Origin of the sequence: Actinomadura sp. 1N219 (assembly GCF_044326405.1) — a bacterium.
Taxonomy (GTDB): domain Bacteria; phylum Actinomycetota; class Actinomycetes; order Streptosporangiales; family Streptosporangiaceae; genus Spirillospora.
On sequence record NZ_JBIRAY010000009.1, the window covers coordinates 348,612 to 373,991 of the forward strand.

Below are 25,380 nucleotides of genomic sequence, written 5' to 3' on the forward strand. Positions count from 1 at the left end.
CTCCATGCGCCCGGACGACCGGCGTCTCCTGCGCGGCATCGCCGACCAGGAGACGGCCCGCCTGCGGGACGGAACCCGGCCCTGGTCATGGTGGCTAGAACGCGCCGTCCTGCACGGCCGCCGCCACGGCTACACCGCCATCCTGCTGATCGGCGCGCAGTGGCGCGGGGCCACGGACGTCCGCGCTTATGAGGAGTGGCGTTGGGCGGGCCGCCAGGTCAAGAAGGGCGAGACGGGCATCCGCGTCCTCGGCCGGACGGGCGCGCCGCGCGCCGTCTTCGACGTCTCGCAGACGGACGGCCTCCCCCTCCCGGACCGATCCGGACTCCCCGACCGATCCGTGCCGCCCCCGCCCGACGCCGGACGCCACCTCGCGGCCATCACGGCGAAGGCCCCTGAGCGAGGCGTGCGGCGGATCGAGGCCGACTCCGTCGCGTTCCTGGTCGCGGCCTGGCTCGGGCTGGACCCGCCCATGCCCGCCTTCCCGGCGCGGGCGTTCTGGGCGGGCCCGGGATTGGGCGACCGCATCCTCCGGACGGCCCGGCGCCTGCACGGACGCGTGTCGGGCGCGTCCCAGACCGGCGTCATGGCGGACGCCCAGCGCTTCTTCCGTGCCCGGCTCGCGGCGAGCTGGGTGCCCGGCTACCTGGCCGGACGCGGATTCCCGCCAGGCGTCCAACGTCGCTGGCAGATCGGATGCGCACCCGCGGGCCCGCACGCGCTCACCGAACACCTGCGGACGCTCGGCCACGGCGACGAGGACATCGCCGCCGCCGGGCTGGCACGTCCCGGCGGCGGCGCGGGACGGCTCCGCGACACCTTCCGGGACCGCGCCATGTTCGCGATCCGGACGCCGGACGGCGCGATCGCGGGCTTCATCGGCCGCCGCCGCGACGGCGGCCCCGGACCCAAATACCTCAACGGCCCCGACACGCCGCTCTTCCACAAGGGCGAGCTGCTCTACGGCCTGCACGAGGCTCGCGACCGGCTCGCCGCCGGGGCGCGTCCCGTCCTCGTCGAGGGGCCGCTGGACGCGATCGCCGTCACGATGGCGGGCCCCGCCGAGTACGCGGCCGTCGCGACCTGCGGCCTCGCTCTCACCGCCGCGCAACTGGACGCGCTCGCGGAGGTCGCCGATCTGGCGACGGCGGGCGTCCTCGTCGCGCTGGACGGCGACCCGGCCGGACGCTCTGGAACCGTCCGGGCATGGGAGCGGCTCGCCGGAGTCGGCGGCCCGGTCGAGACCGCGGGCCTGCCGGACGACCTCGACCCCGCGGGCCTCCTCCAGGCCGAGGGCCGCGCGGCCGTCCTGCACGCCCTCCGCACCCGGACGCCGCTGATCGACACCGTCGTCGACGCCGCCGTCGAACGGGCGGGCGGGACGCTCGCCACGCCGGAGGACCGCCTCGCCGCGATCCGCGCGGCGTCCAAGGTCATCGCCGTCCGCCCGGCGGAGGCGGCGCGCCAGGTCGTCCGCGTCGCGTCCCGCGTCGACGTGCCGCCCGCGCTCATCACCGAGGTCCTGGTGGACACCGTCAGCCCGTGAAGGTCAGCCCTTGAGGGACGGCAGTCGTGCCGCCGTGTCGAACAGGAGGCTTTCGGCGCCGCGACGTGTGACGAGTTGCGCCCCGACCGGCAGGCCGCCGACCGTCCCGGCCGGGACGCTCAGCGCGGGCAGGCCCAGCACGTTCCACGCGCAGGTGAGGGCGACCAGCGCCGGTGCGTGCCGGCCGAACGGCCCCTCCGTCTCGCCGATCTTCGGGGCGGTCATCATCATGGTCGGCAGGGCCAGCAGGTCGTAGCGGTCCAGGAGGCCCGCCACCTGCCGGGCGAACTCGTCCCGTTCGCGGAACGCCCGGAGGTACCGCCAGCCCGGCGTCCGCGCGGCCTGTTCCAGGCGTTCCAGCGTCGGCGGCTGGTACAGCTCGGGCGCCGCCGCGACGCGCTCGGCGTGGATCTCGTACGCCTCGCAGTCCTGGATCGCCCTGAAGATCCGCCGCAGCTCGAACAGGTCGAGCGGCTCTGCCGGGGCGTCCGGGAACAGCGCCCGGACCGTCCGCACCACCTCGGGGTCGGCGGCCTGCGGCTCGATCCAGGCGACGCGGCCGTGCGGGGCGCTGTCGTCGACGGGCGACGGGACGGCCTCCGCCGGGCCCGTCAGCGCGTGGTAGGCGATCCGGCAGTCGTCCGCGGACCCGGCGAGGACGCCCACATGGTCGAACGACGGCGACAGCGGGAACACGCCGTCGGTCGGGATGGCGCCGAACGGCGGCTTGAACCCGGCGATCCCGCAGAACGCCGCGGGGATCCGCACCGACCCGCCCGTGTCCGTGCCGAGCGCGAGCGGGACCATCCCGGCGGCGACGGCGACCGCGCTGCCGCTGCTGGAGCCGCCCGACATCCGCTCCCGGTCGTGCGGGTTGCGGACCGGGCCGTTCACCGACACGTCGCCGCTGCCGCCGTACGCGAACTCGTGCGTGCCGGTCTTGCCGACGATCACGGCGCCGGCGTCCCGCAGCATCGTCACGCAGGCCGCGTCCGCCTCCGCGACATGCCCGGTGAAGTGCGCCGATCCCATGCCGGTCGGCAGGCCCGCGACGTCGATGATGTCCTTCACCGCGACCGGGACGCCGTGCAGCGGCCCCCGGTCGATGCCGGACGCGAACTCCTCGTCCGCCCACTTGGCGGCCGCCTCGGCGCCCTCGCGGTCGAGGGTCACGAACGCGTTGAGCTCCGCGTTCGCCTCCGTGCCGATCGACTCCGTGCCGATCGACGCGAACGCGTGCGCCAGCAGCCCCGTCGCCGACGCGTCGCCGGAACGCAGGTCGCGCGCGAGGTCCGCAAGCGTCCGTCCGGTGAAGAACCCGCCCATACCGCCTCCCATCAGTACCGTCTCGTCCAGACGGCGCTCCGATCTGCGTACCATGACAGACCGCCCGAGGACGAGCCCCGTGCCGCGTATCGCACTGCGTGGCTCGTTCATCGCTGAGCGTGAACCTCTCGTCGCAGAACCTCGACCGTCCGTCGACAGCGCTGTCAAACCCCGGAACTTACGCGCGAGTACACGGCAGGCTGCAACGCACCTGGTCAGATGCTTCCGCCGGTTCGCTGGGGGGCGGGGCGGTGGCCGCGCCGCGTCCCGGACGCGGTCACCGCCCCTTGTAGCCGGGGACGTCGACAGGTGGGGGGACAAAGCCACGGCGGCACGGCAAGAACGCACACACCCGCCGCCGCCGTGGCTCTGTCAACCGCAGCGTTCGCCGGTTGCCGGTTGCCGGTTGCCGCGCATCGTCGGGTGACGGTTGAGGCGCCCCATCGCGGGGACGTGATCCTTTCGAGGTCCACGGCGATCCTGCGAGGCGGCACCGAAGGGACGGACCCATGACCCAGCCCGGCACGACTCCGTCCAGCACGACCCACTCCGCGGCGCATTTCCCCGCGACGCACTCCTCTTCGACGCACTCCTCCGCGGGCCATTCCGCCGGGCTTACCGACGACGACGTCCGGCAAATCGACGCGTACTGGAGCGCGGCCAACTACCTGTCCGTCGGGCAGATCTATCTGCTGGACAATCCGCTGCTCCGCGAGCCGCTGCGGCCGGAGCACATCAAGCCGCGGCTGCTCGGCCACTGGGGCACATCGCCCGGCCTGAACTTCTGCTACGCGCACCTCAACCGGGCGATCAAGGCCCGTGACCTCGACATGATCTACATCATGGGGCCGGGGCACGGCGGCCCGGCGGCCGTGGCGAACGCCTGGCTGGAGGGCACCTACAGCGAGGTTTACCCGGACATCTCGCTGGACGAGGCAGGCATGCGCAAGCTGTTCCGGCAATTCTCGTTCCCCGGCGGCATTCCCAGCCATGTGGCCCCGGAGACGCCGGGGTCGATCCATGAAGGCGGCGAACTCGGCTATTCGCTCGCGCACGCGTACGGGGCGGCGTTCGACAATCCGGGCCTCGTCGTGGCGTGCATCGTGGGCGACGGCGAGGCGGAGACCGGTCCGCTGGCGGCGAGCTGGCATTCCGACAAGTTCCTGGACCCGGTGAAGGACGGCGCCGTCCTGCCGATCCTGCACCTCAACGGCTACAAAATCGCGAACCCGGCCGTGCTGGCGCGGATTCCCGAAGAGGAACTCGTCCAGCTCCTCGACGGCTACGGATATCAGCCATTCCTCGTGAGCGGGGACGAGCCCGCGTCCATGCACCGGAAAATGGCCGTCGCGCTCGACCAGGCCCTGGACGAGATCGCCGACATCCAGCGGAACGCCCGCGAGGGACGCGTCTCCGAACGGCGGCGCTGGCCGGTCATCGTCCTGCGGTCGCCCAAGGGCTGGACGGGCCCGAAAGAAGTGGACGGCAAGCCGGTAGAGAACACGTGGCGCTCCCACCAGGTGCCGCTCCCCGGCGTGCGCGACAATCCCGAGCATCTCGCCCAATTGGAGGAATGGCTGCGCTCGTATCGTCCCGGCAAACTGTTCGACGGCGAAGGAAGCCCCGTCGCCGCCTTGCGAGCCCTCGCCCCCGACGGCGACCGGCGGATGAGCGCCAACCCGCATGCGAACGGCGGGCTCCTCCTGAAGCCGCTGATCCTGCCCGATTTCCGCGACTACGCGGTCCCGGTCGGCAAGCCCGGCACGACGTCGTCCGAGCCGACCCGCACGCTCGGGACGTTCCTGCGCGACGTCGTGAAGGCCAACCCGTCCAACTTCCGCATCATGGGCGCGGACGAGACCGCCTCCAACCGGCTCGCGGACGTGTTCGACGCGACCGACCGCGTCTTCCAGGGCGAACGCCTCCCGACCGACGAGCATCAGGGCCCGTCCGGGCAGGTGATGGAGGTGCTGAGCGAGCATCTCTGCCAGGGCTGGCTGGAGGGCTACCTCCTCACCGGACGGCACGGCCTGTTCAACAGCTACGAGGCGTTCGTCCACATCGTCGACGCGATGTTCAACCAGCACGCGAAGTGGCTGAAGGTCACCCGGCACCTCCCCTGGCGCCGCCCGATCGCCTCCCTCAACTACCTGCTCTCGTCCCACGTGTGGCGCCAGGACCACAACGGCTTCACCCACCAGGACCCCGGCTTCCTCGACGTCGTCATGAACAAGAAGCCGGAGATCGTCCGGGTGTATCTGCCGCCGGACGCGAACACGCTGCTGTCGGTCGGCGACCATTGCCTGCGGTCCCGCGACTACGTCAACGTGATCGTGGCCGGGAAGCAGCCCGCGCTGAACTGGCTGCCGATGGACGCGGCCGTAGCCCACAGCACCCGCGGCATCGGCATCTGGGAATGGGCGTCGAGCCCACCCCGCCCCACCGACCCCGCCGACCAGCACGGCGACGGCGGCGACGGCGACGGCGGCGGCGGCGACCCGGACGTCGTGCTCGCCTGCGCCGGAGACGTCCCGACGCTCGAAACGCTCGCCGCCGTCGACCAGCTCCGCCGGCTCTTCCCCGAGCTGCGCGTAAGGGTCGTGAACGTCGTGGACCTCATGCGGCTCCAACCGCCGAGCGAGCACCCGCACGGCCTCCCCGACCGCGACTTCGACGCGCTGTTCACCACCGACAAGCCCGTCATCTTCGCCTTCCACGGATACCCGTACCTCATCCATCGGCTCACCTACCGCCGCACCGGACACCCCAACCTGCACGTCCGCGGCTACAAGGAGGAGGGCACGACCACCACGCCGTTCGACATGGTCATGCTGAACGACCTGGACCGCTTCCACCTAGTCATGGACGTCATCGACCGCGTCCCGTCCCTCGGCGGACGCGTCGCCCACATCCGCCAGCGCATGGCCGACCGGCGCCTCGCCCTCCGCGCCTACACACGCGAGCACGGGGAGGACGCACCGGAGATCCGCGACTGGACGTGGCCGTACTGATGCGCGTCCTCACCGTCAACCCGGGTTCGAGCAGCCTCAAAATAAGCCTGCTCGGCCCGGACGACACGCTCCTGGCCGAAGACTCGGCCCCCGGCCACGAGATCGCCGGGATCGTCGCCGCGATGCCCGCCGAACCGGACGCGATCGGAGTGCGCTTCGTCCACGGCGGCACCGGCTACACAGAACCAACGCTCATCGACGCCACGGTCACCAAGCACCTGCAAGACCTCGCTGACCTGGCCCCTCTCCACCAGCCCGCGTCCCTGCACGCCCTCTCTGAGATCACCACCGCCCTGCCCGGCGTCCCGGCCGTAGCCTGCTTCGACACCGCGTTCCACGCCACACTCCCGGACGCCGCCGCCACCTACGCGCTCCCCGCCGATTGGCGCACCCGCTTCAACCTGCGCCGCTACGGCTTCCACGGCCTGTCGTTCTCCTACGCCACCCGGCGCACACGCGAATTGCTCGGCGCCCTCCCACCCCGCATGGTCGTCTGCCACCTAGGCTCCGGCGCTTCCCTATGCGCCGTCGCCGAAGGCCGCTCAGTCGACACCACCATGGGCTTCACACCCCTGGAGGGCCTGATCATGGCGTCCCGCGCGGGCAGTATCGACCCGGGCATCCCGCTGTGGCTGATCAAACACGGCGTCTCCCCCGAGGACGTCAACTCCGCCCTGGAACGCGACTCCGGCCTGCGCGGCCTCACCGGCACCGGCGACATGCGCCGCATCCGCGAACTCGCCGAGCAACGCGACGTGAACGCCCTGGCCGCCCTGGACGCCTACCACCACCGCCTCCGCGCCTGCACCGCCGCCATGACCGCCTCTCTCGGCGGCCTGGACGCGCTCGTGTTCACCGGCGGCGTCGGCGAGCACGACCCGTCCGTCCGAATGCGCCTAGCCGAGGACCTCGCCTACCTGGGCGTCTCCGTCGACCCGGATCGCAATACCGCCACCGCCGAGGATGCCGACATCACGTCGATGAACGCCTCCGTCCGCACCCTCGTAGTAACGGCCCGCGAAGACCTGGAAATAGCGTCCGGTGTCAGACAGACCCTCGCAACCGTCCGATAAACCACCATCACCGCCGCACCCCACCGACCGGGTCACGCGCCATTCGATCCCGCAACACGTCATCGAGAACGTTCGCCACCCGTCCGACCGCGTAACACGGGTACTGGACAGAGCGCCACACCTGGTAGACCCACTGCCCACGGACCCTTTTCGCCCTGACGCTCAACGCAACGTCCTCAGCGTCCTGGCAAAAGACCCGCAGCGTTGGAGGCGACTCCACATAGACCTTTAGATGCGACCAGCCACGCTCACGCATCGCAGACGCAAGCAGGTCCAGCTGCAATTCCGCAGTGGCGTGCCCATGCCGGACACGCCACCACCACACCACACCCGGCAAGCGCCCCACGTTCACACGCCGAGCCGCGCCCACGTCACCTTCCCGCCGTTGCCCAGCGCCCGGACGCCCCAGTCCTGGACGAGCAGCGACATCATGAGCAGCCCCCGCCCCGACTCCGCCGTGTCGTCCTCGCCCCGCACAACCGGCACCTTGCCGGACGCGTCCTCCACTTCCACCACCAGATGACGGTTCTCCAAGAGAAGACGTACGGAAACGAGTTCCGAGTCGGTGTGCTTATAGACGTTAGTCACCAATTCGGTGACCACCGTACGCCCGACGTAGTCGTCCCCCAGGCTCCACGCTTGGAAAACACCTCCGAGCCACTTCCGGGCAACTCCCGGCGCGCGCGCGGAAGATCGGATTGAGATCGCATCCATCGCCGTACCCATATCGATCATGGTCGGCCCGCCCTTTCTCAACGAGTTTCGAGTATGTCGACCTCATTGAGCCATCATCGGGCTACGCTATGTGACAAATCGCAGGCGACAGTCGGCAAGTCGCCCCAATGCAGATCAGTCGGTTGTTAGTCAGTTGGGCCGTACTTGAGAGAGGATGGATTCATGGCTCCGCAAAGGAAGCGGGGAACGGTCTCGCCCACCCTGCTCGCGTTCGGACGGCGGCTCCACCGGTTCCGTGAGGCGAAGAACTGGACGCAGGAGAGCCTCGCGCGCCGCGCGAACAACGGGCAGGGCGTCACGCCTCAGTACATCGGGGCGGTGGAGAACGGCCGCACGCGCTGCACCCGCGAGTTCGCGATCACGATGGACCGCGAACTGGAGGCCGACAACGAGCTCGTGGAGCTGTACGACGACCTGGTCAAGGACGCCGCCTTCCCGATCTGGTTCGACTGGCACCTCGTGGAGCCTGAGGCCGACGAGATCGAGTCCTACAGCCTCTCGGTCGTCCACGGCCTGTTCCAGACCCCCGCCTACGCCGCCGCCCTGCTCCGAGGCAACACCGATGCGGTCGAGGCGCGCATGAGGCGGCAGGAGATCTTCACCAAGAAGAACCCGCCCAGCTTCTCGCTCCTCCTGGACGAGGGCGTCCTGACCCGTCCCGCCGGAAGCACCGAGGTGATGCGCGAGCAGCTCGAACACTTGGCCACGATCCCCCTGGAGCTGGCCACGATCCAGATCGTCCCGGCCAGCGCCGAGCACGGTGGGAACGCGGGAAGCATTACGATCGCGACAATGGCGGACCGGACCCAGATCGCCTATGTCGAGTCCGGCGCCCGTGGGCTCACCATGAGCGAGCCGGAAGACCTGGCGACGTTGTCACGGACGTTGAAGGAACTACGCTCGTTGGCGCTACCGGTGAGCATGTCCAAGGACCTCATAGTGAGGACGGTGAAAGAAAAATGGTCGACCTGACCGGCGCTACCTGGCGCAAGGCAACCCGCAGCACCTCCAACGGCGGCGAGTGCATCGAAATCGCACGCGTCGACAACACCATCGCCATCCGCGACAGCAAAAATCCCGACGGCCCCAAACTCCTCCTCACCCCCCAAACCCTCCACCACCTCACTCAAGCCATCAAAAACGCCTAAGTAACACCCGGGACGCCCTCATTCACCAGAGAGGGCGTCCCACCCAGCTCTCAGGCCCTAGCCAGCTAATCCCTCAAGAAGAGGCCAGCAAAATGGACCTGAACACCGCTACCTGGCGCAAAGCGACCCGCAGCACTTCTAACGGCGGGCAGTGCATCGAAATCGCACGCATCCACGACACCATCGCCATTCGCGACAGCAAAAACCCCGACGGTCCCAAACTCCTCCTCACCCCCCAGACCCTCCAGCACCTCGCCCAAACCCTCAAGAACGCCTGACCAAACCCTGGACGGCCCGTGTCGTCCGCCGTGTGTCGTCCGCGGTGCGCCTATCGCTCGCGGACGGCATAGGTCAGGTGCGTCACCCTCGGGGAGGGTTCCGCGTGGATCGGCTCCAGGGCGACGCGGCCCGCGTCCACGCCCTCGAACAGGCGGATTCCGGAGCCGAACAGCACGGGCGACAGCGCGATCGAGAACTCGTCGATCAGGCCGGCGTTCACATACTCCAGGATCGTCTCGCCGCCGCCCGCGATGCGGACGTCACGGTCTTCGGCGGCCTCGCGGGCCCGATCGAGCGCGGACTCGATACCGTCGTTGACGAAATGGAAGATGGTTCCACCCGGCCGCTCCCAGGGGTCGCGCTTCTCGTGCGTCACGACGAAGACCGGCGTGTGGAACGGCGCCTCCTCCGGCCACATCTGCTCGCCGGCGTCGAACATGCGCTTGCCCATCACGCTCGCGCCAGTGCGCTCGAACGTCTCCCGCACGATGTCGTTGTCGCGCCCCTCCTCGCCGCCCTCGCCGAGCTTCAGGTTCTCCCGGAAGAACCGCTGCGGAAAGACCCACCGCTGCAGTTCCATCCACTGCCGTCCCATCAACTCCGCGCTGGACTCGGGTGCGATGAACCCGTCCAGCGACATCGACACGCTGAAGAACACTTTTCCGGCCATCAGTCCTCCACTCCCTTGGTGACGTAGGCGGCCAGGTTGCTCAGGGTCTGCCGACCGCCCTCGATCGCGTGGTACTTCTCGACCGCCTCGTCGCGCAATTGCTTGGTGGGGAACACCGTGCGCATCTCGATCCGGGTCGCCGCGCCGTCGGACGCGAACGTCAGGACCGACTCGAAGGCGTTCGGGTCGCCGCGGGACTCACCGTGCAGCAGCGCGATCCGCTCCGCCGGGACGATCTCGGTCCAGGAGATCCACTCGGTGTAGTCCGTGCCGTCTGGTCCGTGCATCACGAAGTCCCACACCCCGCCGACGCGGAACTCGAACGACCGCGTGGTGGTGGTGAACCCCTCCGGCCCCCACCACCGCGACAGGTGCCGGACCTCGGTGAACGCCTCGAACACCAGCTCTGGTGGGGCGTCGATGACCCGGGTGATGACGATCTCGCGGTCGGCCGTCACCGACTGCGCCGACGCCCCTCGTCCCGTCGCACTCATCAGCTATTCCTCCTGCCCTGCCTGCTTGAGGTCCTGCACGTAGGCGTCCAGCCGGTCGAAGCTCTCGTTCCAGAACCGCTCGAACCCGCCGGTCCACTCGTGGACCGGCCGCAGCCCGCGGGCATCAAGGCCGTACAGGCGCTGCTTACCCGCCTTGCGGTCCCGCACCAGCCCGACCTCCCGGAGCACACGCAGGTGTTTGGACGCCCCCGGCTGGGTCATCCCCAGTTCCCGGGCCAACTCCGTCACCGGCCGCTCCCCCGCCCGCAGCAGCACCAGGATCTGGCGGCGCTGCGGCTCAGCGATCGCGTTGAAGACGTCCGACGTCGTCGCTGCTCGTGCCATGCCCGCAATCATATTCCCATATCGGCATGCGTCAACCCAAGGGAACCAGGCGGGCCTTGGCCGGACGACGACCGCGCCGCCCACGCACAGGCCTTGGGTTCCAGGTCGCGATTGACGGGTCAGGGGGCGCGCCAGTGAACTCGACGAACCGGCCCCGCTTCACCACAACCTTGCCCGCGCCGGCGTTCTCAGCCATGGCGGTTGGACTCGACGAAGCACCCCGCCGCGCCCGCGTCCACACTCCCAGGTTCCGCAGCCACTCAAGCATCGACAATGCATCATGGCCCATGAACATCGCCCAACGCCGAAACTGTGAGGGCAGACTCAACAAAAATGGCCCATAACTACCGGCATCGCTTCGCAGTGGAACTCGCTTCCCACCCTCGACTTCGGAGCCTCTACGACCCCTCATACAGGTGGGTGCCGGGCAGGCTCGGCCTACCCGCCCCACGTGCCGCCTCCACCCCCGACCACGAAGCAGAAATCCGAAAGGCCACATATCGGTCAATATTCTCGAAGTTATGTGTTCGATCACGATAAACCTTGAGAGGGCGTCCACCGCCGAAATGGTGGGCGTGGCACCGCTGGACGGGCGTCCCCGGAACGATCATCGGGTCCTGGGACGATCGGGAAGCCGCCGAGATCCTTGGCCAGATCGCCGCGTTGCCGAGCGGCGGCGCCATGCGGTGCTTCCGACCCGGCTTCGGCATCCGAGCCCGCAGCACTGATCAAGTTCTCTTCGAGATCGCATTCTGCTTTGAATGTCACAACATGCTCTTGGGCAAGCCGGCCCCCGACGATCGAGGCGACCTCATCGGCTTCAAAGCAGACAGCCGACGAGCTTGGGACCTGCTCAGCCTGTTCCGAGCCTTCTGATCGGAGCGGCGCAGGAGCTGTTACAGGCCGGCGGGATGGGCGGAGAGCCAGTCGGGATGCGCGGCTTTGAGGGCGTCTCTGATGGCACTGTTGGGCGCGAACACATCTCCGCCGCCGTCGTAGGGATGGTAGAGCCAGCGAAGGTCGAGTGGGGCCAGGCCGACTCCCGCGATAACGTCGTCGGCCACCAGCCGGAGCAGGGGATCCAGGGCCTCTCGACTGCGCGGACGACGGCTGATGTATCGGTGCTCATAGAGAACGTCATCGGGGAACTCATCGTCGTGGACGTGACTGCCCCAGCGCCGGGCGTCCGGATCGACTTCTTGGAGCTGGCTCATGCGAACGACCGGTTCGAGGTCCCCGTTCCACTCGTGAGTGACCACATAAAGCTCGTTGTCATTCGGCCCCAGCTCGTTCAACAGGGTGTGATGCCGCTCGAGCACCATTGCGTACTCGGCCTCGTCCTCGGGGTATCGCTTGGACTCCGGGAGACTGTGAAAGCGAACCCACCGGTCTTTACACACAGACCGCATCTGAACGTCACCTGCTGGGGTTGGCCACTGCAGTTCCCACAGAGCCGACAGCGCATCGAGATCGTTCATGCTCACCACCCCATTCTCGAACCATACGCGCCCGCGCAGGTCACGAGCCCTTTGATACAAACCACCACGCGGCGGCGATGAGTCTGACGCGCCAACGCCCCAGGGCGCAAGGAAACCAGCTACAAATGGGCACGCCGAAGCCCGCCGTCTCGGCTCCTGGCATGTCGCGCGATCGGCGGGCATCGGTTCGGACGCTACCGACCTCCAGGGCGCACCCGCGAGGCCGGTGGTTCGGAAAGGCATACGGCTGGGCCGTAGGCAAGAGCCCGACCGACATCGACCAGCTCACCCTCACCTGCAGCTGGCACAACCGCTTCAAACACAGCCACCCCGACCAGATCCAGATCAATCGAGATCCCTTGAACGGGCGCTACACCTACCGGCTTCGCCCCCCACCCGACCGGCGGCCCGTTTCCGTCATCGGCCGTCCACCACCCCGGCCTCGCAAGTTCTCGCAGCAGAACACCGGCGAGCCGGACCCGCCGAGAGCGCCCCGGCCCACACGGACGGCGGCGTAGGCGGCCTGGTACCCAGCCGCAGGTCGGTCTGCGGACACCCGTAGGCCGTCATCAACGGACAGCCGCAGGCCATGGTCTGCGGACACCCGTAGGCCGTCATCCGCGGACAGCCGCAGGCCATGGTCTGCGGACACCTGTAGGCCTTGGTCTGCGGACAGCTATAGGCCCTGGTCTGGGGATGGGTTTTGTGCGTGCCTTGGCTGGTCGTTCGTGGCGGGTGGCTCCGGTTATTCTTCCTGGTATGGAGCTGGATCGGCCGCTTGTTCGTGATGCCTTTCCCGACCTCGTTGCTGAGCTGATCACTCTCTTGGAGGGTGAGGGTGAAGATGAGTTGGCTCTGCTTGTGCGGGATGTGCGGCTGGTGGCGATGTGCGACTGCGGCGATGACTACTGCCAAAGCATTTACGCTGCGGTCCATCCGGAGGGACAGCCGTATGGCGAGGGCCATCGGTGCGTGTCGTTGCTGCCCCCGGAAGGCATGCTGAATCTGGACGTCCTCAATGGTCGGATCATGTACATCGAGGTGCTGTATCGGACGCCCATGCACAATCAGCTCGGCCCGCAGTCCTGAAGTTCAATTGGAGTGGGCTCGCCGATCACGGCACCCGGAGCCGGCTCAGCGTCACTGCCAATCAGCGGGTGCGTTGGTGGGTGGTGACCAGGATGCCGTCGCCGTACGTCTTCGATTCGGTCAGGGCCCATGTGCTCTTGTCGGGGGTGTCCGTCCAGAGTTTGCGGCCGTGGCCGAGGATCACGGGGAACCACATGAGGCGGATCTCGTCGACGAGGTCGTGCGCGAGCAGGCCCTGGACGAGACGGATGCTGCCGGCCACGGAGATCTCGCCGTCGACGTCTTGTTTCAGGCGGTTGACCTCCTCGGCGAGGTCGCCGGAAAGGACAGTTGTGTTCTGCCATTCTGGGTCAGTTAGCGTGGTGGAGACGACGTATTTCGGCATGCCGTTGTATTTGTCGGCAAGCTCGCCTTCGTACTGCGGCCATGCGGACGCGAAGCCGTCGTAGGTGGCGCGGCCCAGCAGCAGTGCCGCGGACGCGAGCGCCTCGTCGGTCTTGAACTGCTCGCCGTCCTCGCCGCGGTCGAACTCGAAGCTCCAGTTCGGATACTTGAAGTCTTCGCCGCCGGGCGCCTCCACGACGCCGTCCATAGAGATGAACTCGGTCACGACGATCTTTCCCATGTCAGGCTCCCCTGGTGAATTCGCTCAGCGCGGGCGCGAGGACGTCCGCGGTCGTGCTGTGGTTCTCGCCCGGGATCGCTTTCAGCGTGGCGGTCGGCAGGTGGTCGGCGACCGCTCTCGCACCGGCGGCGAGGGCGGGCCAGGTGCTGTCGCCGTAGAGGACGAGTACGGGCACGTTGACCTTGTCCCATAGGGCGGTGCGGAGCGGCTTGCCGGACATGGTGTCTCCGACGATCCGTCCGTCGTAGGCAATCGTCGGCGCGATCGCTTCGAGTCCCGGCCAGAAGTCGCTCTCGCGCATTTCGGCGACGGCCTCTTCGGGCACTCCGGCAGCGGCGGTCATGAACAGGGCCACAGCGTCCCCGGGGCGGCCTTCGGCGACGGCGGCGTCGAGCCGCTCGACGTAGTCGGCGGGAAGCGGAGGGCGGACGTCGTCGACGACGACCGGCGGCTCCCACAGGGCCAGGCGCGCGATGGGGGCGCCGGCCTGCGCCGCGTGGAGGGCGAGGAGCGCCCCGGACGACCAGCCGTACACCGTCGCCGGACGGCCGCCGCCCGCCTGCTCGATGATCGCGGCGAGGTCCTCGATCTCGCGCTCGACGGCGTAGGGGGCGGTGTCGCCGCTCTCGCCGCGTCCGCGGCGGTCATAGTTGATCACCTGGAAACCGCCGGCGAGCAGCTCCGCGGTCTGGGCGTTCTCGGGGGTCGTGGCGCGGTGGGCGGTCGCGCCGTCGATGATGACGATCGGTTCGCCGCCGCCCCACGTGGTGTAGGCGATGGCGGTGCCGTCGGGCGAGGTGACGGTGCCCTGGGACATCGGGTGACACCTTTCTCGTGGTCGGTGCCGCGCTGTGATCGACGCGGCGGCACCCACCCTAGAAACGCTCGTCGCCCTCGATCTTGTACAGGAGCGACAGGGGCTCGTCGCCGTCGCGCCGCTGCAGCCGTGTTGCCGTCCGGCCGATGAACCGCTGGAGGGACCTCGCCAGGTGCGGCTGGTCGTAGTAGCCGAGCCTGTGGACGACGTCCAGGGACGGCGCGCCCTCGCCGAGGAGCACCGCGGCGTGCCGGGCACGGTCGATCTGCCGGATCGCGCCCTGGGTCAGGCCCGTCGCGGTGACGACGCGCCGCTGCACGGAACGGGCGCCGACCTTGGCGATGCCGCCCCACACGACCTCGTCCACGAGCGGGTCGCGCGTGAGGACGCCCGCGCGCACGAGCTTGTGGACGAAGTCCTCCGCGCTCTCGAAGCCGGGGATCTCCCATTCCTCGCCCCGCAGGACGAAGGTGCGCCCGTCGGCGTACGGGCTCTCCACCTCGGCGTCGACGAGCCGGGCGATCGGCAGGTGCGGCATCGACGTGCCGTGCGCGAACGTGATCCCGAACGCCTCCGAATCACCGCTGATCGCCGCGGTCGACGCGGTCGTCTCGGGGCCCCGGAGGGCGGCGTGGACGGCGCCCTCGAACTCCCAGAAGACGATCTCCCAGTTCGACGTCGCGACGGAGGTCATGTTCTCCTGCCCGCTCGTCCGTCCGCGCCAGACGCGCGCGATGTACGGCGAATCGGAATCGCGGTGGTCGCTTTCGATCGGCATGCGGCGTCCTTTCCGTCTCGTAGTGAGGCTATCGAGCGGTCTAGCGGGGTGGTCTCCGGGCTTAGCGGGCGGGTCGTCGGGCTTAGCGGGCTGGTTTCGGGGTTAGCGGGCTGGTTTCGGGGTTAGCGGGCTGGTCTTCAGGCTTAGCGGGGTGGTTTTCGGGGTTCGCGGGCGCGTTTCTCCTCGTCCTCCAGGAGGGGGCCCACGCGGAAGGGGACCTGGTGGGTGAGGACGATCGAGGTGATGCTGCGGCGGACGCCGGGGCAGGCGAGGATCGCGTCGATCACCTCGTGGAGCTGCTTGCCGTTCGGGGCGACCGCGCGGACCAGCAGGTCGCCCTGGCCGGTGATGCCGAGGACCTCCAGGACGCGCGGGATCGCGGCCAGCGCGACGGCGGCCTCGCGGAGGCGGCCCTGCGCGACTTCGAGGGTGACGAACGCGGTCAGCTCGAAGCCGATGGCGCCGAGGTCGACCTCGCGGCCGCGGTGCCCGATGACGCCGTCGCGTTCGAGCCGCTCGACGCGGGCGTGGGCGGTGTTGCGGGCGATGCCCAGCTTGGCGGCCAGTTCGGTGACGCCGATGCGCGGCTGCTCGACCAGGCGGCGGAGTATCTGCAGGTCGAGGAGGGTGGGTCGGGCCACAATGCTCAGCTCCGGCGGTTGTATCGGTCCATATTTGAGCAATCTGGTTAATTGTCCCGCTCTCATCTTGCATACCGCTCAGCGGGGCGGCTCAATGCAGGCATGAGCACCACCGCTACGCCTTCTCCGATCCGCGCCCGGCTTGAGCAGGAGCGGGGGCGGATCGCGATCGGCGGCGTCCACGCGCTCGTCCGGCTGCTGCTCGACCAGCGGCGCGCGGACGCGCGGCGTGGCTGGACGACCGCCGGGTTCGTGTCCGGGTACCGGGGGTCGCCGCTGGGCGGGCTCGACCAGCAGTTGATGCGGGACGCGCGCCTGCTGGAGGACCACGACATCCGGTTCGTGCCGGGGGTGAACGAGGAGCTGGCCGCGACGGCGGTCTACGGGTCGCAGCTTGTCGATCATCTGCCGGGGCCGCGGTACCAGGGCGTCTTCGGGCTCTGGTACGGGAAGGCACCGGGCGTCGACCGGTCGCTGGACGCGTTCAAGCACGCGAACTGGCTCGGCACGTCCGAGCGCGGCGGGGTGCTGGCGGTGGTGGGCGACGACCCGTCCGCCAAGTCGTCGACGCTGCCGTCCGCGACGGAGGGGGCGCTCGCGGAGGCGTTCATGCCGGTGCTCGTGCCCGCGTCGGTGGGCGACCTGCTGCGCCTGGGACGGCACGGGTTCGAGATGTCGCGGTTCAGCGGCGCCTGGACGGGCTTCAAGGTCGTGACCGACGTCGCCGACTCGCACGAGACCGTGGACGCGGAGCAGGTGCCCGACCCGGTCCTCCCCGAGTTCGCGTGGCGCGGACGTCCGTGGAAGCCGACCCGCAGGCCGGGCGTCGATCTGAAGGACACGACGTCGCTGGAGGCGGAGGTCCTGGAGGGGCGGTTGCGGGCCGCGACGGCGTATGTCGCGGCCAACGGCCTAGACCGGGTCGAGGGCGGCGGCGGTGACGCGACCCTCGGGCTGGTCGCCGCCGGACGGACCTACCTGGAGCTGCGCGAAGCGCTCGACCGCCTCGGGTTGGACGACGCGGCGCTGGCCAGGCGAGGCGTCCGGCTTCTGCGGCTCGCGATGGTCTATCCGCTGGACGCCGGACGGGTCCGGGAGTTCGCGCGGGGGCTCCGCGAGATCGTCGTGGTGGAGGAGAAGCGGGCGTTCGTCGAGACCCAGATGAGGGACGTCCTGTACGACGCGGCGGAGCGTCCGGCCGTGTACGGGAAGAAGGGGCCGGACGGCGCCGGGCTCGTCCCGCCGGACGGGGGCCTCGACGCGGACAGGATCACCAAGGCGCTGGCCCGGTTCCTCACCGATCGTGTGGGAGAGGAGCATGTCGATCTGCGCGATCCCGTGCTGCGTCCCCGCAAGCCGACGCTGAATCTGCTCGCGCCCGCGCGCACGCCGTTCTTCTGTTCGGGGTGCCCGCACAACCGGTCCACGGTCGTCCCGGACGGGTCGGTCGCGGCGAGCGGCATCGGCTGCCATGTCATGACCGTGTTCACCGACCGCAGCATCGGCACGACGCAGATGGGCGGCGAGGGCGCGATGTGGGTCGGGGCCGCGCCGTTCAGCGACACCGGGCACATGTTCCAGAACCTCGGGGACGGGACGTTCTTCCACTCGGGGAGCCTCGCGGTCCGGCAGGCCGTCGCCGCCGGCACGAACATCACGTTCAAGATCCTCTACAACGCGGCCGTGGCGATGACGGGCGGGCAGGACGCCGACGGCGGCTCCGACCCGGCGGCGATCACCCGGATGCTGCATGCCGAGGGCGTCGCGAAGATCGTCGTGGTGGCGGACGACCCGTCCCGCTACCCGCGCGGCACGGACTGGGCGCCCGGCGTCCGGGTCCGGCACCGCGACGACCTCGACGCCGTCCAGCGGGAGCTGCGCGAGGTGCCCGGCGTGACCGTGCTGTTGTACGACCAGGCGTGCGCGGCGGAGACGCGGCGCAAGCGCAAGCGCGGGCTCGTCCCGGATCCGCCGACCCGCGTGCTGATCAACGAGGCGGTGTGCGAGGGCTGCGGCGACTGCGGCGTGAAGTCGAACTGCCTGAGCGTGGAGCCGGTCGAGACGGAGTTCGGACGCAAGACGCAGATCAACCAGACGTCCTGCAACAAGGACTACTCATGCCTGGACGGCGACTGCCCCTCGTTCGTCACGGTCGTCCCGGGCAAGCAAAAAGCACACGCGGCACTACCGAAACGCGGCGCGCTGCAGGAGAACGGTGCGCTGGCGGAAAGCGGCTCTGTGCCGGAGTTGGGCGTGCTGCCGGAGATCGGGGTGCTGGCCGAGCCGGGCGTCCGGCCCCTGTCGGCGGACGTCCTGCTCGTCGGCATCGGCGGGACCGGTGTCGTGACCGTCAACCAGGTCCTGGCCATGGCGGCGCTCCTCGACGGACGGCACGCCCGCGCGCTCGACCAGACCGGGCTGAGCCAGAAGGCGGGAGCGGTCGTGTCGCACCTGCGGATCGGCGACGTGCACCGGGACCGTCCGGGAATGGTCGGCGCGGGCGGCGCGGACGCCTACCTCGTGTTCGACTCGCTGGCCGGAACGTCCGAGACGAACCTGCGCCGCTGCGCGCCCGCCCGCACCGCCGCGGTCGTGTCGACCAGCGAGGTCCCCACGGGACGGATGATCACGGACACGGCGGCGTCGCTGCCGCCGAACGCGTCCCTCGTGAAGCAGATCGCCGGCCGGACGGACGCGGACCGCCTCATCGCGCTCGACGCCCTCGGCCTCGCCGAACGCTGGTTCGGCAGCACGACCACGGCCAACTTCGTCGTGGTCGGCGCCGCGTACCAGTCGGGGCTGCTGCCGCTGTCGGCGGACGCGATCGAGGAGGCGCTCGCGCTGAACGGCGTCCAGGTGGAGGCGAACGTCCAGGCGTTCCGCGCGGGGCGCCGCCTCGTCCTCGAACCAGGCTGGGCGGCAGCGGCTTCCGAGCCGTCTTCTTCGCTTTCGGCTTCGGCTGCGGCCTCGGACTCGGCTGCGGGCTCGGCTTCGGCGCCGCGTCCGCTGGACGGGACGGCGCCTGCCGCGATGAGCCTGGTCGACGCGTCTGGCGCGGAGGGTGAGCTGGCCCGTGTGCTGCGGGTGCGCGTGCCCGACCTCGCGGCGTACCAGAACCTCGCGCTTGCCAAGCGGTACCTGGACGCCGTCATGCGCGTCGCCGCGGCAGAGCGCGCGGCCGGTGCCGGCGGGGGGCGGCTCGCGGTCGCCGTCGCGCGCAACCTGTACAAGCTGATGGCCTACAAGGACGAGTACGAGGTGGCCCGCCTGCATCTCGACCCCGAGCTGGGCCGCCGGGTGGAGGAGCAGTTCGGGGCGGGCGCGTCCGTCCGGTACATGCTGCACCCGCCGCTGCTCCGCGCCGTCGGGCTGGACAAGAAGATCGCGCTCGGCCGGACGGCCGGTCCCGCGTTCCACGCGCTGCGCGCGATGCGGCGGCTGCGCGGCACCCCCTTCGACCCGTTCGGGATGACGGCGCAGCGCCGCGCCGAACGCCGCCTCATCACCGTCTACGTCGCCGTCGTCAACGAGCTGGTCGCCGGTCTGGACGACACCGATCTGGACGACCCCGGGCTGGACCGCGCCGGGCTGGACCGCGCCGGGATGAACGGTGCTGGGATGAACGGTGCCGGGCTGGAGAGCGGTGCCGGGCTGGACGGCGGTGCCGGGCTGGACGGTGTTGGGCAGGCGAAGTTTGAGCTGGCCGTGCGGATTGCGGAGTTGCCCGACATGATTCGCGGCTATGAGGACGTCAAGACCGCGAACATCGTCCGCTACGAGGAGCGCCTTCGCGAACTGCTGACCGCTTGGCGCTCCGAGCCCTCCCCGGCGGTCGTCTAGCGCGAGGCTAGGAGAAGGCGCTGGACAGGGCGCCGACCAGCGCGATGAGGACGATCTGCACAGCGAGGACCTTGGCCAGGGCGCGGGGTGCCAGGCGGCCCTCGTAGCAGCGCTCGATCAGGGTCTTGAGCTGGTCGGTCAGGTTCGTGCGGGGCGCGGAATGGCGTGACGCGACGCCCCTGAACGTGACGGACGGCGGCGCGGCGGGCTGCTCGTCGATGGGACGCAGCAGGACGCTCGTGACCGCGCGGGTCGGGACGATCATCTGGTCCCAGTGCAGGGCGTCCAGCGGCAGCGGTTTCCCGTGGCCGTCGAGTTGGAAGATCGGCCCGTACAGGACGATGAAGCGGACCCCGTGGCCGTGCCCGGCGGCGGCGCATTCCTCGCCCAGCATTCCGCGATAGGTCTGGCCGCTGTTCAGCGTGATCTCGAGTTCGATCTCGCGGTCCGAATAGTCCGCGCGGGCGGTCGACATGCGAGGCAGGGCGGGGAAGGGGCCGGGACGGTTCTCCAGCCGCGTCAGGACAACTGCCGCAAATGCGGACAATGTCAGCGAGAAACCGAGAAAGCAGGCGACGGACCAGGCCGCGACCAGCGGGGAGTTCAGCGGCGGGGCGTTCTCGTCGAGAAGGCGGCGCAGGCTCAGTTGCGAATCCCGCCCGAGCAGGCCGAGGACCATCAGCGTACCGGTGGTGATCAACGTCCCCGCGATGACAACGCGGGCGAACTGCGGGCGTGGGTTTGCGGTCCGTCCCCTCTCCCCGGCACCGCGGATCTGATCGAAATGCAGCCCCGGAAGCGCCGCCAAGGCCAGGAGAGCAATAGGCACGACTATAGAAATTTCGGTCATCGTCACCCCTGCCCGTTTGGGGGCCATGAGCCCCAAATCTTCGCAGTTACCCCCTGGAATCTCAACATCACCACCCGCTGTTCTCGCCGCCCGGTCGAACCCGTCCGCCGGACGGCCCGTACCAGCTGGTACGCCGGGGAACGCGCCCGGCCTGGAAGCGTGACAAGGGTTGGTTCGAGTGGAATCGGGCTTGCGGCTGGCGGAGCGTTACCGCCTCGTGGAGCATCTCGGCTCGCCTGCCGGCAGGGCCGCTCGCGCTGACAGAGCCACTCGTGCTGACAGAGCCGCTCGTGCTGACAGAGCCCCTCGTGCTGACAGAGCCCCTCGTGCTGACAGAGCCCCTCGCGCTCGCGGGGCGCTGGAGGTCTGGCGGGCCTGGGACGAGCTGCTCGGACGCCCCGTCGCCGTGAAACTGCTGGCGCCCGCGCGCACCGATCTGCGCCGCGCGTTCCAGGAGGCCGTCAACCGGGCCGCCGGTCTCTCGCATCCCGCGCTGGAAACGGTCTACGACAGCGACCAGGCCCGCGATGCGTCCGGACGCCTCGTCTCCTACGTCGTGACCGAGTTCCTGGACGGCGAGACGCTCGCAGAAAGGCTCCGCCAAGGCCCGCTCAGCGTGTCGGAGACACTCGGCGTCTGCGCGCAGATCGCCGCCGCGCTGGACGCCGCGCACCGGGCCGGAGTGGCGCACGGCGATCTGAATCCGGGCAAGGTCATGCTCGTCTGCGGCGACGTCAAGGTCGTCGATACCGGGATCGGCGGGATCGTGCGCAGCGCCCGCAACGCGTCCGGCCCTCACCGCAACGCGTCCGGCCGCAGGAGGGCCGCCGTGCTCGCGCTGCCCACCGACGCTCAAAGCCAGGCAGGCGACGTGCGCGCCCTCGGCGTCATCATCTCCACCTGCCTCCCGTCCGGGACGTCCGGGGAACCGGCCTTCATCGCCGCGCGCTGCCTCGACGCGACCGCCGTGGACGGGCCGTCCTCGACGGAGATCGCCGCTCTCCTAAGCCGGGACGACGACGGCCCGACGAATGCGGTGTTCGCGCCAACGAATGCGGTGTTCGCGCCGAGGAAGGGCCTGGCGAACGACCCCGTCCAGGCGACGCAGCCGTTCCACGACCACCGGACGAAAGCGCTCCGCCTGCCGCCCCCGCCCCGTCGGCACGCGGCGGGCGCCCGTCTGGCGGCGGTCGCGCTCGTGGTCGCCATTCCCGTCACCGCCGCCGTCGCGATCCTCGTTTCGGCGCCGCGCAGCCCCGTCATCGTCCCGCCGCAGCCCCCGGCGAAGTCCTCCCGGACGCCGCCGCGCGAACCCGGGGCGCGCGAGGTGACCGACGCGCTCGGACGGCTGCGCCCCATTGTGAGCCGCGGCTACACCTCCGGCGAGATCCGATCCGACGTCGCCGTTCACCTCAACGACCGGATCACGAACCTGGAGAAGGCCCTGGCCTCCGACCGCGACCGCGAGGTGAAGCGGCGCGCCGTGAACCGGCGGATCGCCCTGCTGCAGGACGAGATCGTCACCCGGCAGCGGGAGCGCGGCCTGTCCCGGGACGTCGCCGCCGAACTCAACCGCGTCCTCGCGACGATCCAGACATGACGGCCGCGCAGCACGAATGGCGACGCGAGCACCCGCAGCCGCTCCGCGGGAGTCACAGGGTTCACTCCGTTCACGGGGCCGGCGGGTTCCGGATGCCCTGGCTGGCGCTCGCGAGTGTCGCCGCCACGATCGCCGCCGCGTCCGCGCTCGTCCTCGGGATCGGCGACACGCTCGACGGCGACGCCCCGCCCGGCCGCCTGCTCCCCCTCCAGGCGGCGTCTCCTCCGGAGTCTTCCGAGACGCGCATTCACGACGCGCTCGTCAGGCTCCGGCTCTCCGTGAGTCAGGGCGTCGAGGCGGGCGACGTCCGCGGCGACGCCGGGCTCGACCTCACCGCCGCGATCGAGCGCATGCTGGAGCGTCCTTGGTCGCCGCTCGAACACCGGCGCGCGGACGTCAGCTTCCTCCACCAGAGAATCGCCGTCCGGACGCGGGAAGGCGCGATCACCGGTCACCGCGCCGACGAACTCCACCTCATCCTCGACCGCGCCACCTGAGTCCGGAGACGACTCAGCTCAGGCAGCACAGATCAGACAGACGGATCAGACGGATCAGACGGCCGGGTCAGACGCAGCCCTCGAACTGGGGGATTTCGATGATCGACAGGTCCATGCCGCTGCCGTCGAACCATTTGTGCATCAGCTTGGCGGCCGTCCCGTCCTGGTACATCCGGGTGATGGCGCGGTTGAGGGCCTCGCATCCGTCGGGGTCGCCCTTCTGGATTCCGATCCCGGTGTTCTGCTCGCTGATGCGCGCGTTCACCAGCCGGAAGCCGCCGCCCTCGCGCCGGATGAGCCCGGCCAGGATCACGTCGTTGGTGGTGATGGCGTCCACCCGGCGTTCCTTGATCATGGCCATGCAGGTGTCGTAGTCCTTGGCCGGGACGATCTGCGCCGTCATCCCGTTGATGGCCAGGAGCCGTTTCGTCGGGTCGGCTCCCTCGACCGCGCAGAATCTCCGTCCCTTCAGATCCCGCACGCCTTTGACGCCGCGCTCGTCGGAGCGGACGAGCACGTCCTGGTTCGACATGTAGTACGGCCCCGCGTACGCGATCTCCGTCTTGCGCTCCGGTGTGACCGACAGCGTCGCGAGGACCAGGTCGGCGCGGCCCGACGTCAGGATCGTGATCCGCTCGGACGCCAGCGCCTGGACGAACCGGACCTTCTTCCCGAGCCGGTCCGCCACGTACCGCGCCACGTCGATGTCGAAGCCCTCGAACTGCCCGTCCGGCCGCCGGAGGCCGAGACCCGGCAGGTCCGCCCGCACCCCGACCACCAGCGTCTCCTTGTCGAGGAGCGACGCGTCGTCGCTCTGCCCGCACGCCGACAGCAGCCCGCCCGCCAGGACGCCCGCGGCCAGAATTCGGACGGCAGACCATTTCACGGAATTCCTCACGGCGTAACCATAATCGCCATGACCGCATCGGTCAGCGTCAGAGCTACCACAACAGGCACCTCCTCCGGATGAGGTGCCCGTTGTGGTGCGGGGCGGTCGGACGAACCGGGCCGTGAGGTCCGGGTCAAGGCTTCGTCCGGTGCCCCGGGCTTTGCGTGTTGCGTGTGTTTGCGTGTAGGCGTGCGCTGTGGGGGGCTTAGGTTGTGGGGGGCTAGGAGGTGCCGGCGACCACTTCCGTTTCTGTCTCGGGGACGGTGGGCGAGGACGGCCTGGTGCGGCGCGGGTTCATGCCAAGTGCGGCGATCGCGGCGACCGCCATGAACCCGGCGACCGTCAGCCAGGCGTTCACGTATCCGTTGTGCGCGTCGGCGTAGCCGTGCGGGGTGCCGAGGACGGCGACGGCGAGGCTGACGCCGAGGACGCTGCCGATCTGGCGGCTCATGTTCACGACGGCGCTGCCGGTGGCGTAGCGGTGGGACGGCAGGTCGACGGCGGCCGCGGACAGGATGGTGGGGAGCGCGAGGCCGACGCCCGTCCCGCCGATGAGCCAGCCCGGCAGCAGCTCGGTGGCGTAGGCCGGCGCCGGGCCGAGGCTCATCGCGATCATGACCACGCCGAACGCGCAGAGCATGCACCCGACGGCGGTGATCAGACCGGCGGGGACGCGCGCAGCGGCGAGCCTGCCGGCGACGAGGGCCATGATCGGGACCATCAGCGGGCCGGGCGCGACGGCGAGCCCGGTCCGGATGGGCGAGTAGTGCCAGATCTGCTGCATCCAGAGGACGCCGAGCAGGAGGTTGGCGGCGAACGCGACGGTGAACAGCAGGATCGTCGCGTTCGACCAGGAGAACGTCCGGACGGCGAGGAGGGACGGCTCGATCACCGGCGCGGGGTGGCGCAGGGAGCGGAGCCAGAACCAGGCGAGGCCGAGGAGCGCGGCGGCGATGACGACCGTGGTCCGCTCGCCCGGCCAGTCGTTGATCTTCACGAGGCCGAGGGCGAGGAGCGCGATGGCGAGGGTGAGGACGGCGGTGCCCGGCAGGTCGGGGACGCGGGCGGCGGCGCCGTCGCGGGAGTCGGGGACGAAGCGGAGCGCGAGCAGCGTCACCGCGATCCCGATCGGGATGTTGACCTCGAAGACCCAGCGCCAGGAGACGTCCACCAGGACGCCGCCGACCGCGGGGCCGGCCGCGGCGGCGAGCGCGGCGGACGCGGACCAGATCCGCACCGCGCCGGCGCGGCGGGCGGCCGGATAGGCCGACAGCAGGAGCCCGAGGCTGGTGGGGATGAGCGCGGCGGCGCCGGCGGCCTGGAGGACGCGGAACCCGACGAGCCACCACAGCGACGGCGCGACGGCGCACGCCTGGGAGGCGAGCGTGAAGACGAGGAGCCCGGCGATGAGGCCGGGCTTGCGGCCGTAGCGGTCGGCGAGGCGTCCGAGCGGGACGAGCAGCGCGGCGAACACGATCGCGTACCCGTTGAGCACCCAGGACAGGTCGGCCATCGACTGGCCGGGGAAGTCGCGTCCGATGTCGTTGAACGCGACGTTGACGATGAACAGGTCGAGGCCCGCCATGAAGGAGGCGACGGAGAGCACCGCGAGCACCGGCCGGGAGCGCACCTGACTTTGTTCCACCATA

The 25,380-nt window shown here is 69.9% G+C and carries 23 protein-coding genes; 10 read left to right on the forward strand and 13 right to left on the reverse strand.

What is annotated here, in order from left to right; translation table 11 throughout:
* Nucleotides 1–4 precede the first annotated feature (4 nt).
* A complete protein-coding gene (locus ACH35V_RS26840; RefSeq protein ID WP_395976155.1) occupies nt 5–1,546 on the forward strand; it encodes a toprim domain-containing protein in 1,542 nt (513 codons plus the stop codon).
* Between the two features lie 3 nt (nt 1,547–1,549).
* Here the strand turns inward: ACH35V_RS26840 and ACH35V_RS26845 are convergent, their stop codons facing one another.
* The gene (locus ACH35V_RS26845; protein WP_395976157.1) at nt 1,550–2,884 is read right to left on the reverse strand and encodes an amidase; all 1,335 of its coding nucleotides are present in this window, start codon (nt 2,882–2,884) and stop codon (nt 1,550–1,552) included.
* A 497-nt stretch (nt 2,885–3,381) separates the two neighbouring features.
* On the opposite strand from ACH35V_RS26845, the gene ACH35V_RS26850 reads away from it, so the two are divergent.
* On the forward strand, nt 3,382–5,883 hold the full coding sequence (locus ACH35V_RS26850; protein ID WP_395976159.1) for a phosphoketolase: 2,502 nt from the start codon (nt 3,382–3,384) through the stop codon (nt 5,881–5,883).
* Nucleotides 5,871–6,956 (forward strand): acetate/propionate family kinase, encoded by a 1,086-nt coding sequence (locus tag ACH35V_RS26855; RefSeq protein ID WP_395976161.1) that lies wholly within the window; start codon nt 5,871–5,873, stop codon nt 6,954–6,956. The genes ACH35V_RS26850 and ACH35V_RS26855 overlap by 13 nt, the downstream gene beginning before the upstream one ends.
* Before the next feature lie 348 nt (nt 6,957–7,304).
* Here ACH35V_RS26855 and ACH35V_RS26860 read toward each other — a convergent pair whose 3' ends face one another.
* Nucleotides 7,305–7,691: an ATP-binding protein gene (locus tag ACH35V_RS26860; protein WP_395976163.1), complete on the reverse strand. Its 387-nt coding sequence runs from the start codon at nt 7,689–7,691 to the stop codon at nt 7,305–7,307.
* 162 nt (nt 7,692–7,853) lie between these two features.
* Here ACH35V_RS26860 and ACH35V_RS26865 point away from each other — a divergent pair, with 162 nt between their 5' ends.
* From ACH35V_RS26865 to ACH35V_RS26875, 3 genes are all read left to right on the forward strand, one after another.
* A complete protein-coding gene (locus ACH35V_RS26865; protein WP_395976165.1) occupies nt 7,854–8,663 on the forward strand; it encodes a Scr1 family TA system antitoxin-like transcriptional regulator in 810 nt (269 codons plus the stop codon).
* The gene (locus tag ACH35V_RS26870) at nt 8,651–8,839 is read left to right on the forward strand and encodes a DUF397 domain-containing protein (RefSeq protein WP_395976167.1); all 189 of its coding nucleotides are present in this window, start codon (nt 8,651–8,653) and stop codon (nt 8,837–8,839) included. Before ACH35V_RS26865 ends, ACH35V_RS26870 begins: the two co-directional genes overlap by 13 nt.
* 92 nt (nt 8,840–8,931) lie before the next feature.
* Entirely contained in the window at nt 8,932–9,117 is a 186-nt protein-coding gene (locus ACH35V_RS26875) for a DUF397 domain-containing protein (RefSeq protein ID WP_395976169.1), read from the forward strand.
* A gap of 50 nt (nt 9,118–9,167) precedes the next feature.
* Here the strand turns inward: ACH35V_RS26875 and ACH35V_RS26880 are convergent, their stop codons facing one another.
* The 4 genes from ACH35V_RS26880 to ACH35V_RS26895 form a co-directional block, all read right to left on the reverse strand.
* Nucleotides 9,168–9,788, reverse strand: a complete 621-nt coding sequence (locus tag ACH35V_RS26880) for a dihydrofolate reductase family protein (protein WP_395976171.1) — start codon at nt 9,786–9,788, stop codon at nt 9,168–9,170.
* Nucleotides 9,788–10,282, reverse strand: coding sequence for an SRPBCC family protein (locus ACH35V_RS26885; protein ID WP_395976173.1), 495 nt, complete (start codon nt 10,280–10,282; stop codon nt 9,788–9,790). Before ACH35V_RS26885 ends, ACH35V_RS26880 begins: the two co-directional genes overlap by 1 nt.
* Nucleotides 10,283–10,285: 3 nt before the next feature.
* The gene (locus tag ACH35V_RS26890) at nt 10,286–10,627 is read right to left on the reverse strand and encodes an ArsR/SmtB family transcription factor (RefSeq protein WP_395976175.1); all 342 of its coding nucleotides are present in this window, start codon (nt 10,625–10,627) and stop codon (nt 10,286–10,288) included.
* 896 nt (nt 10,628–11,523) lie between these two features.
* Complete coding sequence (locus ACH35V_RS26895; RefSeq protein WP_395976177.1) at nt 11,524–12,105, reverse strand: hypothetical protein; 582 nt, start codon at nt 12,103–12,105, stop codon at nt 11,524–11,526.
* A gap of 759 nt (nt 12,106–12,864) precedes the next feature.
* Here ACH35V_RS26895 and ACH35V_RS26900 point away from each other — a divergent pair.
* Nucleotides 12,865–13,194 carry a hypothetical protein gene (locus ACH35V_RS26900; protein ID WP_395976179.1) on the forward strand — a complete coding sequence of 110 codons (330 nt, stop codon included), beginning with the start codon at nt 12,865–12,867 and terminating at the stop codon, nt 13,192–13,194.
* A gap of 61 nt (nt 13,195–13,255) precedes the next feature.
* On the opposite strand, the gene ACH35V_RS26905 is transcribed toward ACH35V_RS26900, so the two are convergent.
* The 4 genes from ACH35V_RS26905 to ACH35V_RS26920 all read right to left on the reverse strand — a co-directional run bounded on the left by ACH35V_RS26905 (nt 13,256) and on the right by ACH35V_RS26920 (nt 16,055).
* Nucleotides 13,256–13,819 (reverse strand): dihydrofolate reductase family protein, encoded by a 564-nt coding sequence (locus ACH35V_RS26905; protein ID WP_395976181.1) that lies wholly within the window; start codon nt 13,817–13,819, stop codon nt 13,256–13,258.
* Between the two features lies 1 nt (nt 13,820).
* Entirely contained in the window at nt 13,821–14,636 is an 816-nt protein-coding gene (locus tag ACH35V_RS26910) for an alpha/beta fold hydrolase (RefSeq protein ID WP_395976183.1), read from the reverse strand.
* A 58-nt stretch (nt 14,637–14,694) separates the two neighbouring features.
* A complete protein-coding gene (locus tag ACH35V_RS26915; RefSeq protein WP_395976185.1) occupies nt 14,695–15,414 on the reverse strand; it encodes a helix-turn-helix domain-containing protein in 720 nt (239 codons plus the stop codon).
* A gap of 143 nt (nt 15,415–15,557) precedes the next feature.
* Nucleotides 15,558–16,055 carry an Lrp/AsnC family transcriptional regulator gene (locus tag ACH35V_RS26920; protein ID WP_395976187.1) on the reverse strand — a complete coding sequence of 166 codons (498 nt, stop codon included), beginning with the start codon at nt 16,053–16,055 and terminating at the stop codon, nt 15,558–15,560.
* Nucleotides 16,056–16,157: 102 nt separating this feature from the next.
* Here ACH35V_RS26920 and ACH35V_RS26925 point away from each other — a divergent pair, with 102 nt between their 5' ends.
* Nucleotides 16,158–19,895 carry an indolepyruvate ferredoxin oxidoreductase family protein gene (locus ACH35V_RS26925; RefSeq protein ID WP_395976189.1) on the forward strand — a complete coding sequence of 1,246 codons (3,738 nt, stop codon included), beginning with the start codon at nt 16,158–16,160 and terminating at the stop codon, nt 19,893–19,895.
* A gap of 7 nt (nt 19,896–19,902) precedes the next feature.
* On the opposite strand, the gene ACH35V_RS26930 is transcribed toward ACH35V_RS26925, so the two are convergent.
* The gene (locus ACH35V_RS26930) at nt 19,903–20,745 is read right to left on the reverse strand and encodes a DUF6338 family protein (RefSeq protein ID WP_395976304.1); all 843 of its coding nucleotides are present in this window, start codon (nt 20,743–20,745) and stop codon (nt 19,903–19,905) included.
* A 217-nt stretch (nt 20,746–20,962) separates the two neighbouring features.
* Here ACH35V_RS26930 and ACH35V_RS26935 point away from each other — a divergent pair, with 217 nt between their 5' ends.
* Entirely contained in the window at nt 20,963–22,345 is a 1,383-nt protein-coding gene (locus ACH35V_RS26935) for a protein kinase (RefSeq protein WP_395976306.1), read from the forward strand.
* A 92-nt stretch (nt 22,346–22,437) separates the two neighbouring features.
* Nucleotides 22,438–22,842: a hypothetical protein gene (locus tag ACH35V_RS26940; RefSeq protein WP_395976191.1), complete on the forward strand. Its 405-nt coding sequence runs from the start codon at nt 22,438–22,440 to the stop codon at nt 22,840–22,842.
* Between the two features lie 67 nt (nt 22,843–22,909).
* Here the strand turns inward: ACH35V_RS26940 and ACH35V_RS26945 are convergent, their stop codons facing one another.
* Both ACH35V_RS26945 and ACH35V_RS26950 read right to left on the reverse strand, forming a co-directional pair.
* Nucleotides 22,910–23,740 (reverse strand): transporter substrate-binding domain-containing protein, encoded by an 831-nt coding sequence (locus ACH35V_RS26945; RefSeq protein ID WP_395976193.1) that lies wholly within the window; start codon nt 23,738–23,740, stop codon nt 22,910–22,912.
* Between the two features lie 211 nt (nt 23,741–23,951).
* Nucleotides 23,952–25,379 (reverse strand): MFS transporter, encoded by a 1,428-nt coding sequence (locus ACH35V_RS26950; protein WP_395976195.1) that lies wholly within the window; start codon nt 25,377–25,379, stop codon nt 23,952–23,954.
* Between the last annotated feature and the right edge of the window lies 1 nt (nt 25,380).

Coding starts and splice junctions, on each gene's coding strand:
- ACH35V_RS26840 (WP_395976155.1), top strand. CDS start 5: ATGCGCCCGGACGACCGGCGTCTCCTGCGCGGCATCGCCGACCAGGAG.
- ACH35V_RS26845 (WP_395976157.1), bottom strand. CDS start 2,884: ATGGGAGGCGGTATGGGCGGGTTCTTCACCGGACGGACGCTTGCGGAC.
- ACH35V_RS26850 (WP_395976159.1), top strand. CDS start 3,382: ATGACCCAGCCCGGCACGACTCCGTCCAGCACGACCCACTCCGCGGCG.
- ACH35V_RS26860 (WP_395976163.1), bottom strand. CDS start 7,691: ATGATCGATATGGGTACGGCGATGGATGCGATCTCAATCCGATCTTCC.
- ACH35V_RS26865 (WP_395976165.1), top strand. CDS start 7,854: ATGGCTCCGCAAAGGAAGCGGGGAACGGTCTCGCCCACCCTGCTCGCG.
- ACH35V_RS26870 (WP_395976167.1), top strand. CDS start 8,651: ATGGTCGACCTGACCGGCGCTACCTGGCGCAAGGCAACCCGCAGCACC.
- ACH35V_RS26875 (WP_395976169.1), top strand. CDS start 8,932: ATGGACCTGAACACCGCTACCTGGCGCAAAGCGACCCGCAGCACTTCT.
- ACH35V_RS26880 (WP_395976171.1), bottom strand. CDS start 9,788: ATGGCCGGAAAAGTGTTCTTCAGCGTGTCGATGTCGCTGGACGGGTTC.
- ACH35V_RS26885 (WP_395976173.1), bottom strand. CDS start 10,282: ATGAGTGCGACGGGACGAGGGGCGTCGGCGCAGTCGGTGACGGCCGAC.
- ACH35V_RS26890 (WP_395976175.1), bottom strand. CDS start 10,627: ATGGCACGAGCAGCGACGACGTCGGACGTCTTCAACGCGATCGCTGAG.
- ACH35V_RS26895 (WP_395976177.1), bottom strand. CDS start 12,105: ATGAACGATCTCGATGCGCTGTCGGCTCTGTGGGAACTGCAGTGGCCA.
- ACH35V_RS26900 (WP_395976179.1), top strand. CDS start 12,865: ATGGAGCTGGATCGGCCGCTTGTTCGTGATGCCTTTCCCGACCTCGTT.
- ACH35V_RS26905 (WP_395976181.1), bottom strand. CDS start 13,819: ATGGGAAAGATCGTCGTGACCGAGTTCATCTCTATGGACGGCGTCGTG.
- ACH35V_RS26910 (WP_395976183.1), bottom strand. CDS start 14,636: ATGTCCCAGGGCACCGTCACCTCGCCCGACGGCACCGCCATCGCCTAC.
- ACH35V_RS26915 (WP_395976185.1), bottom strand. CDS start 15,414: ATGCCGATCGAAAGCGACCACCGCGATTCCGATTCGCCGTACATCGCG.
- ACH35V_RS26925 (WP_395976189.1), top strand. CDS start 16,158: ATGAGCACCACCGCTACGCCTTCTCCGATCCGCGCCCGGCTTGAGCAG.
- ACH35V_RS26930 (WP_395976304.1), bottom strand. CDS start 20,745: ATGACCGAAATTTCTATAGTCGTGCCTATTGCTCTCCTGGCCTTGGCG.
- ACH35V_RS26940 (WP_395976191.1), top strand. CDS start 22,438: ATGCCCTGGCTGGCGCTCGCGAGTGTCGCCGCCACGATCGCCGCCGCG.
- ACH35V_RS26950 (WP_395976195.1), bottom strand. CDS start 25,379: ATGGTGGAACAAAGTCAGGTGCGCTCCCGGCCGGTGCTCGCGGTGCTC.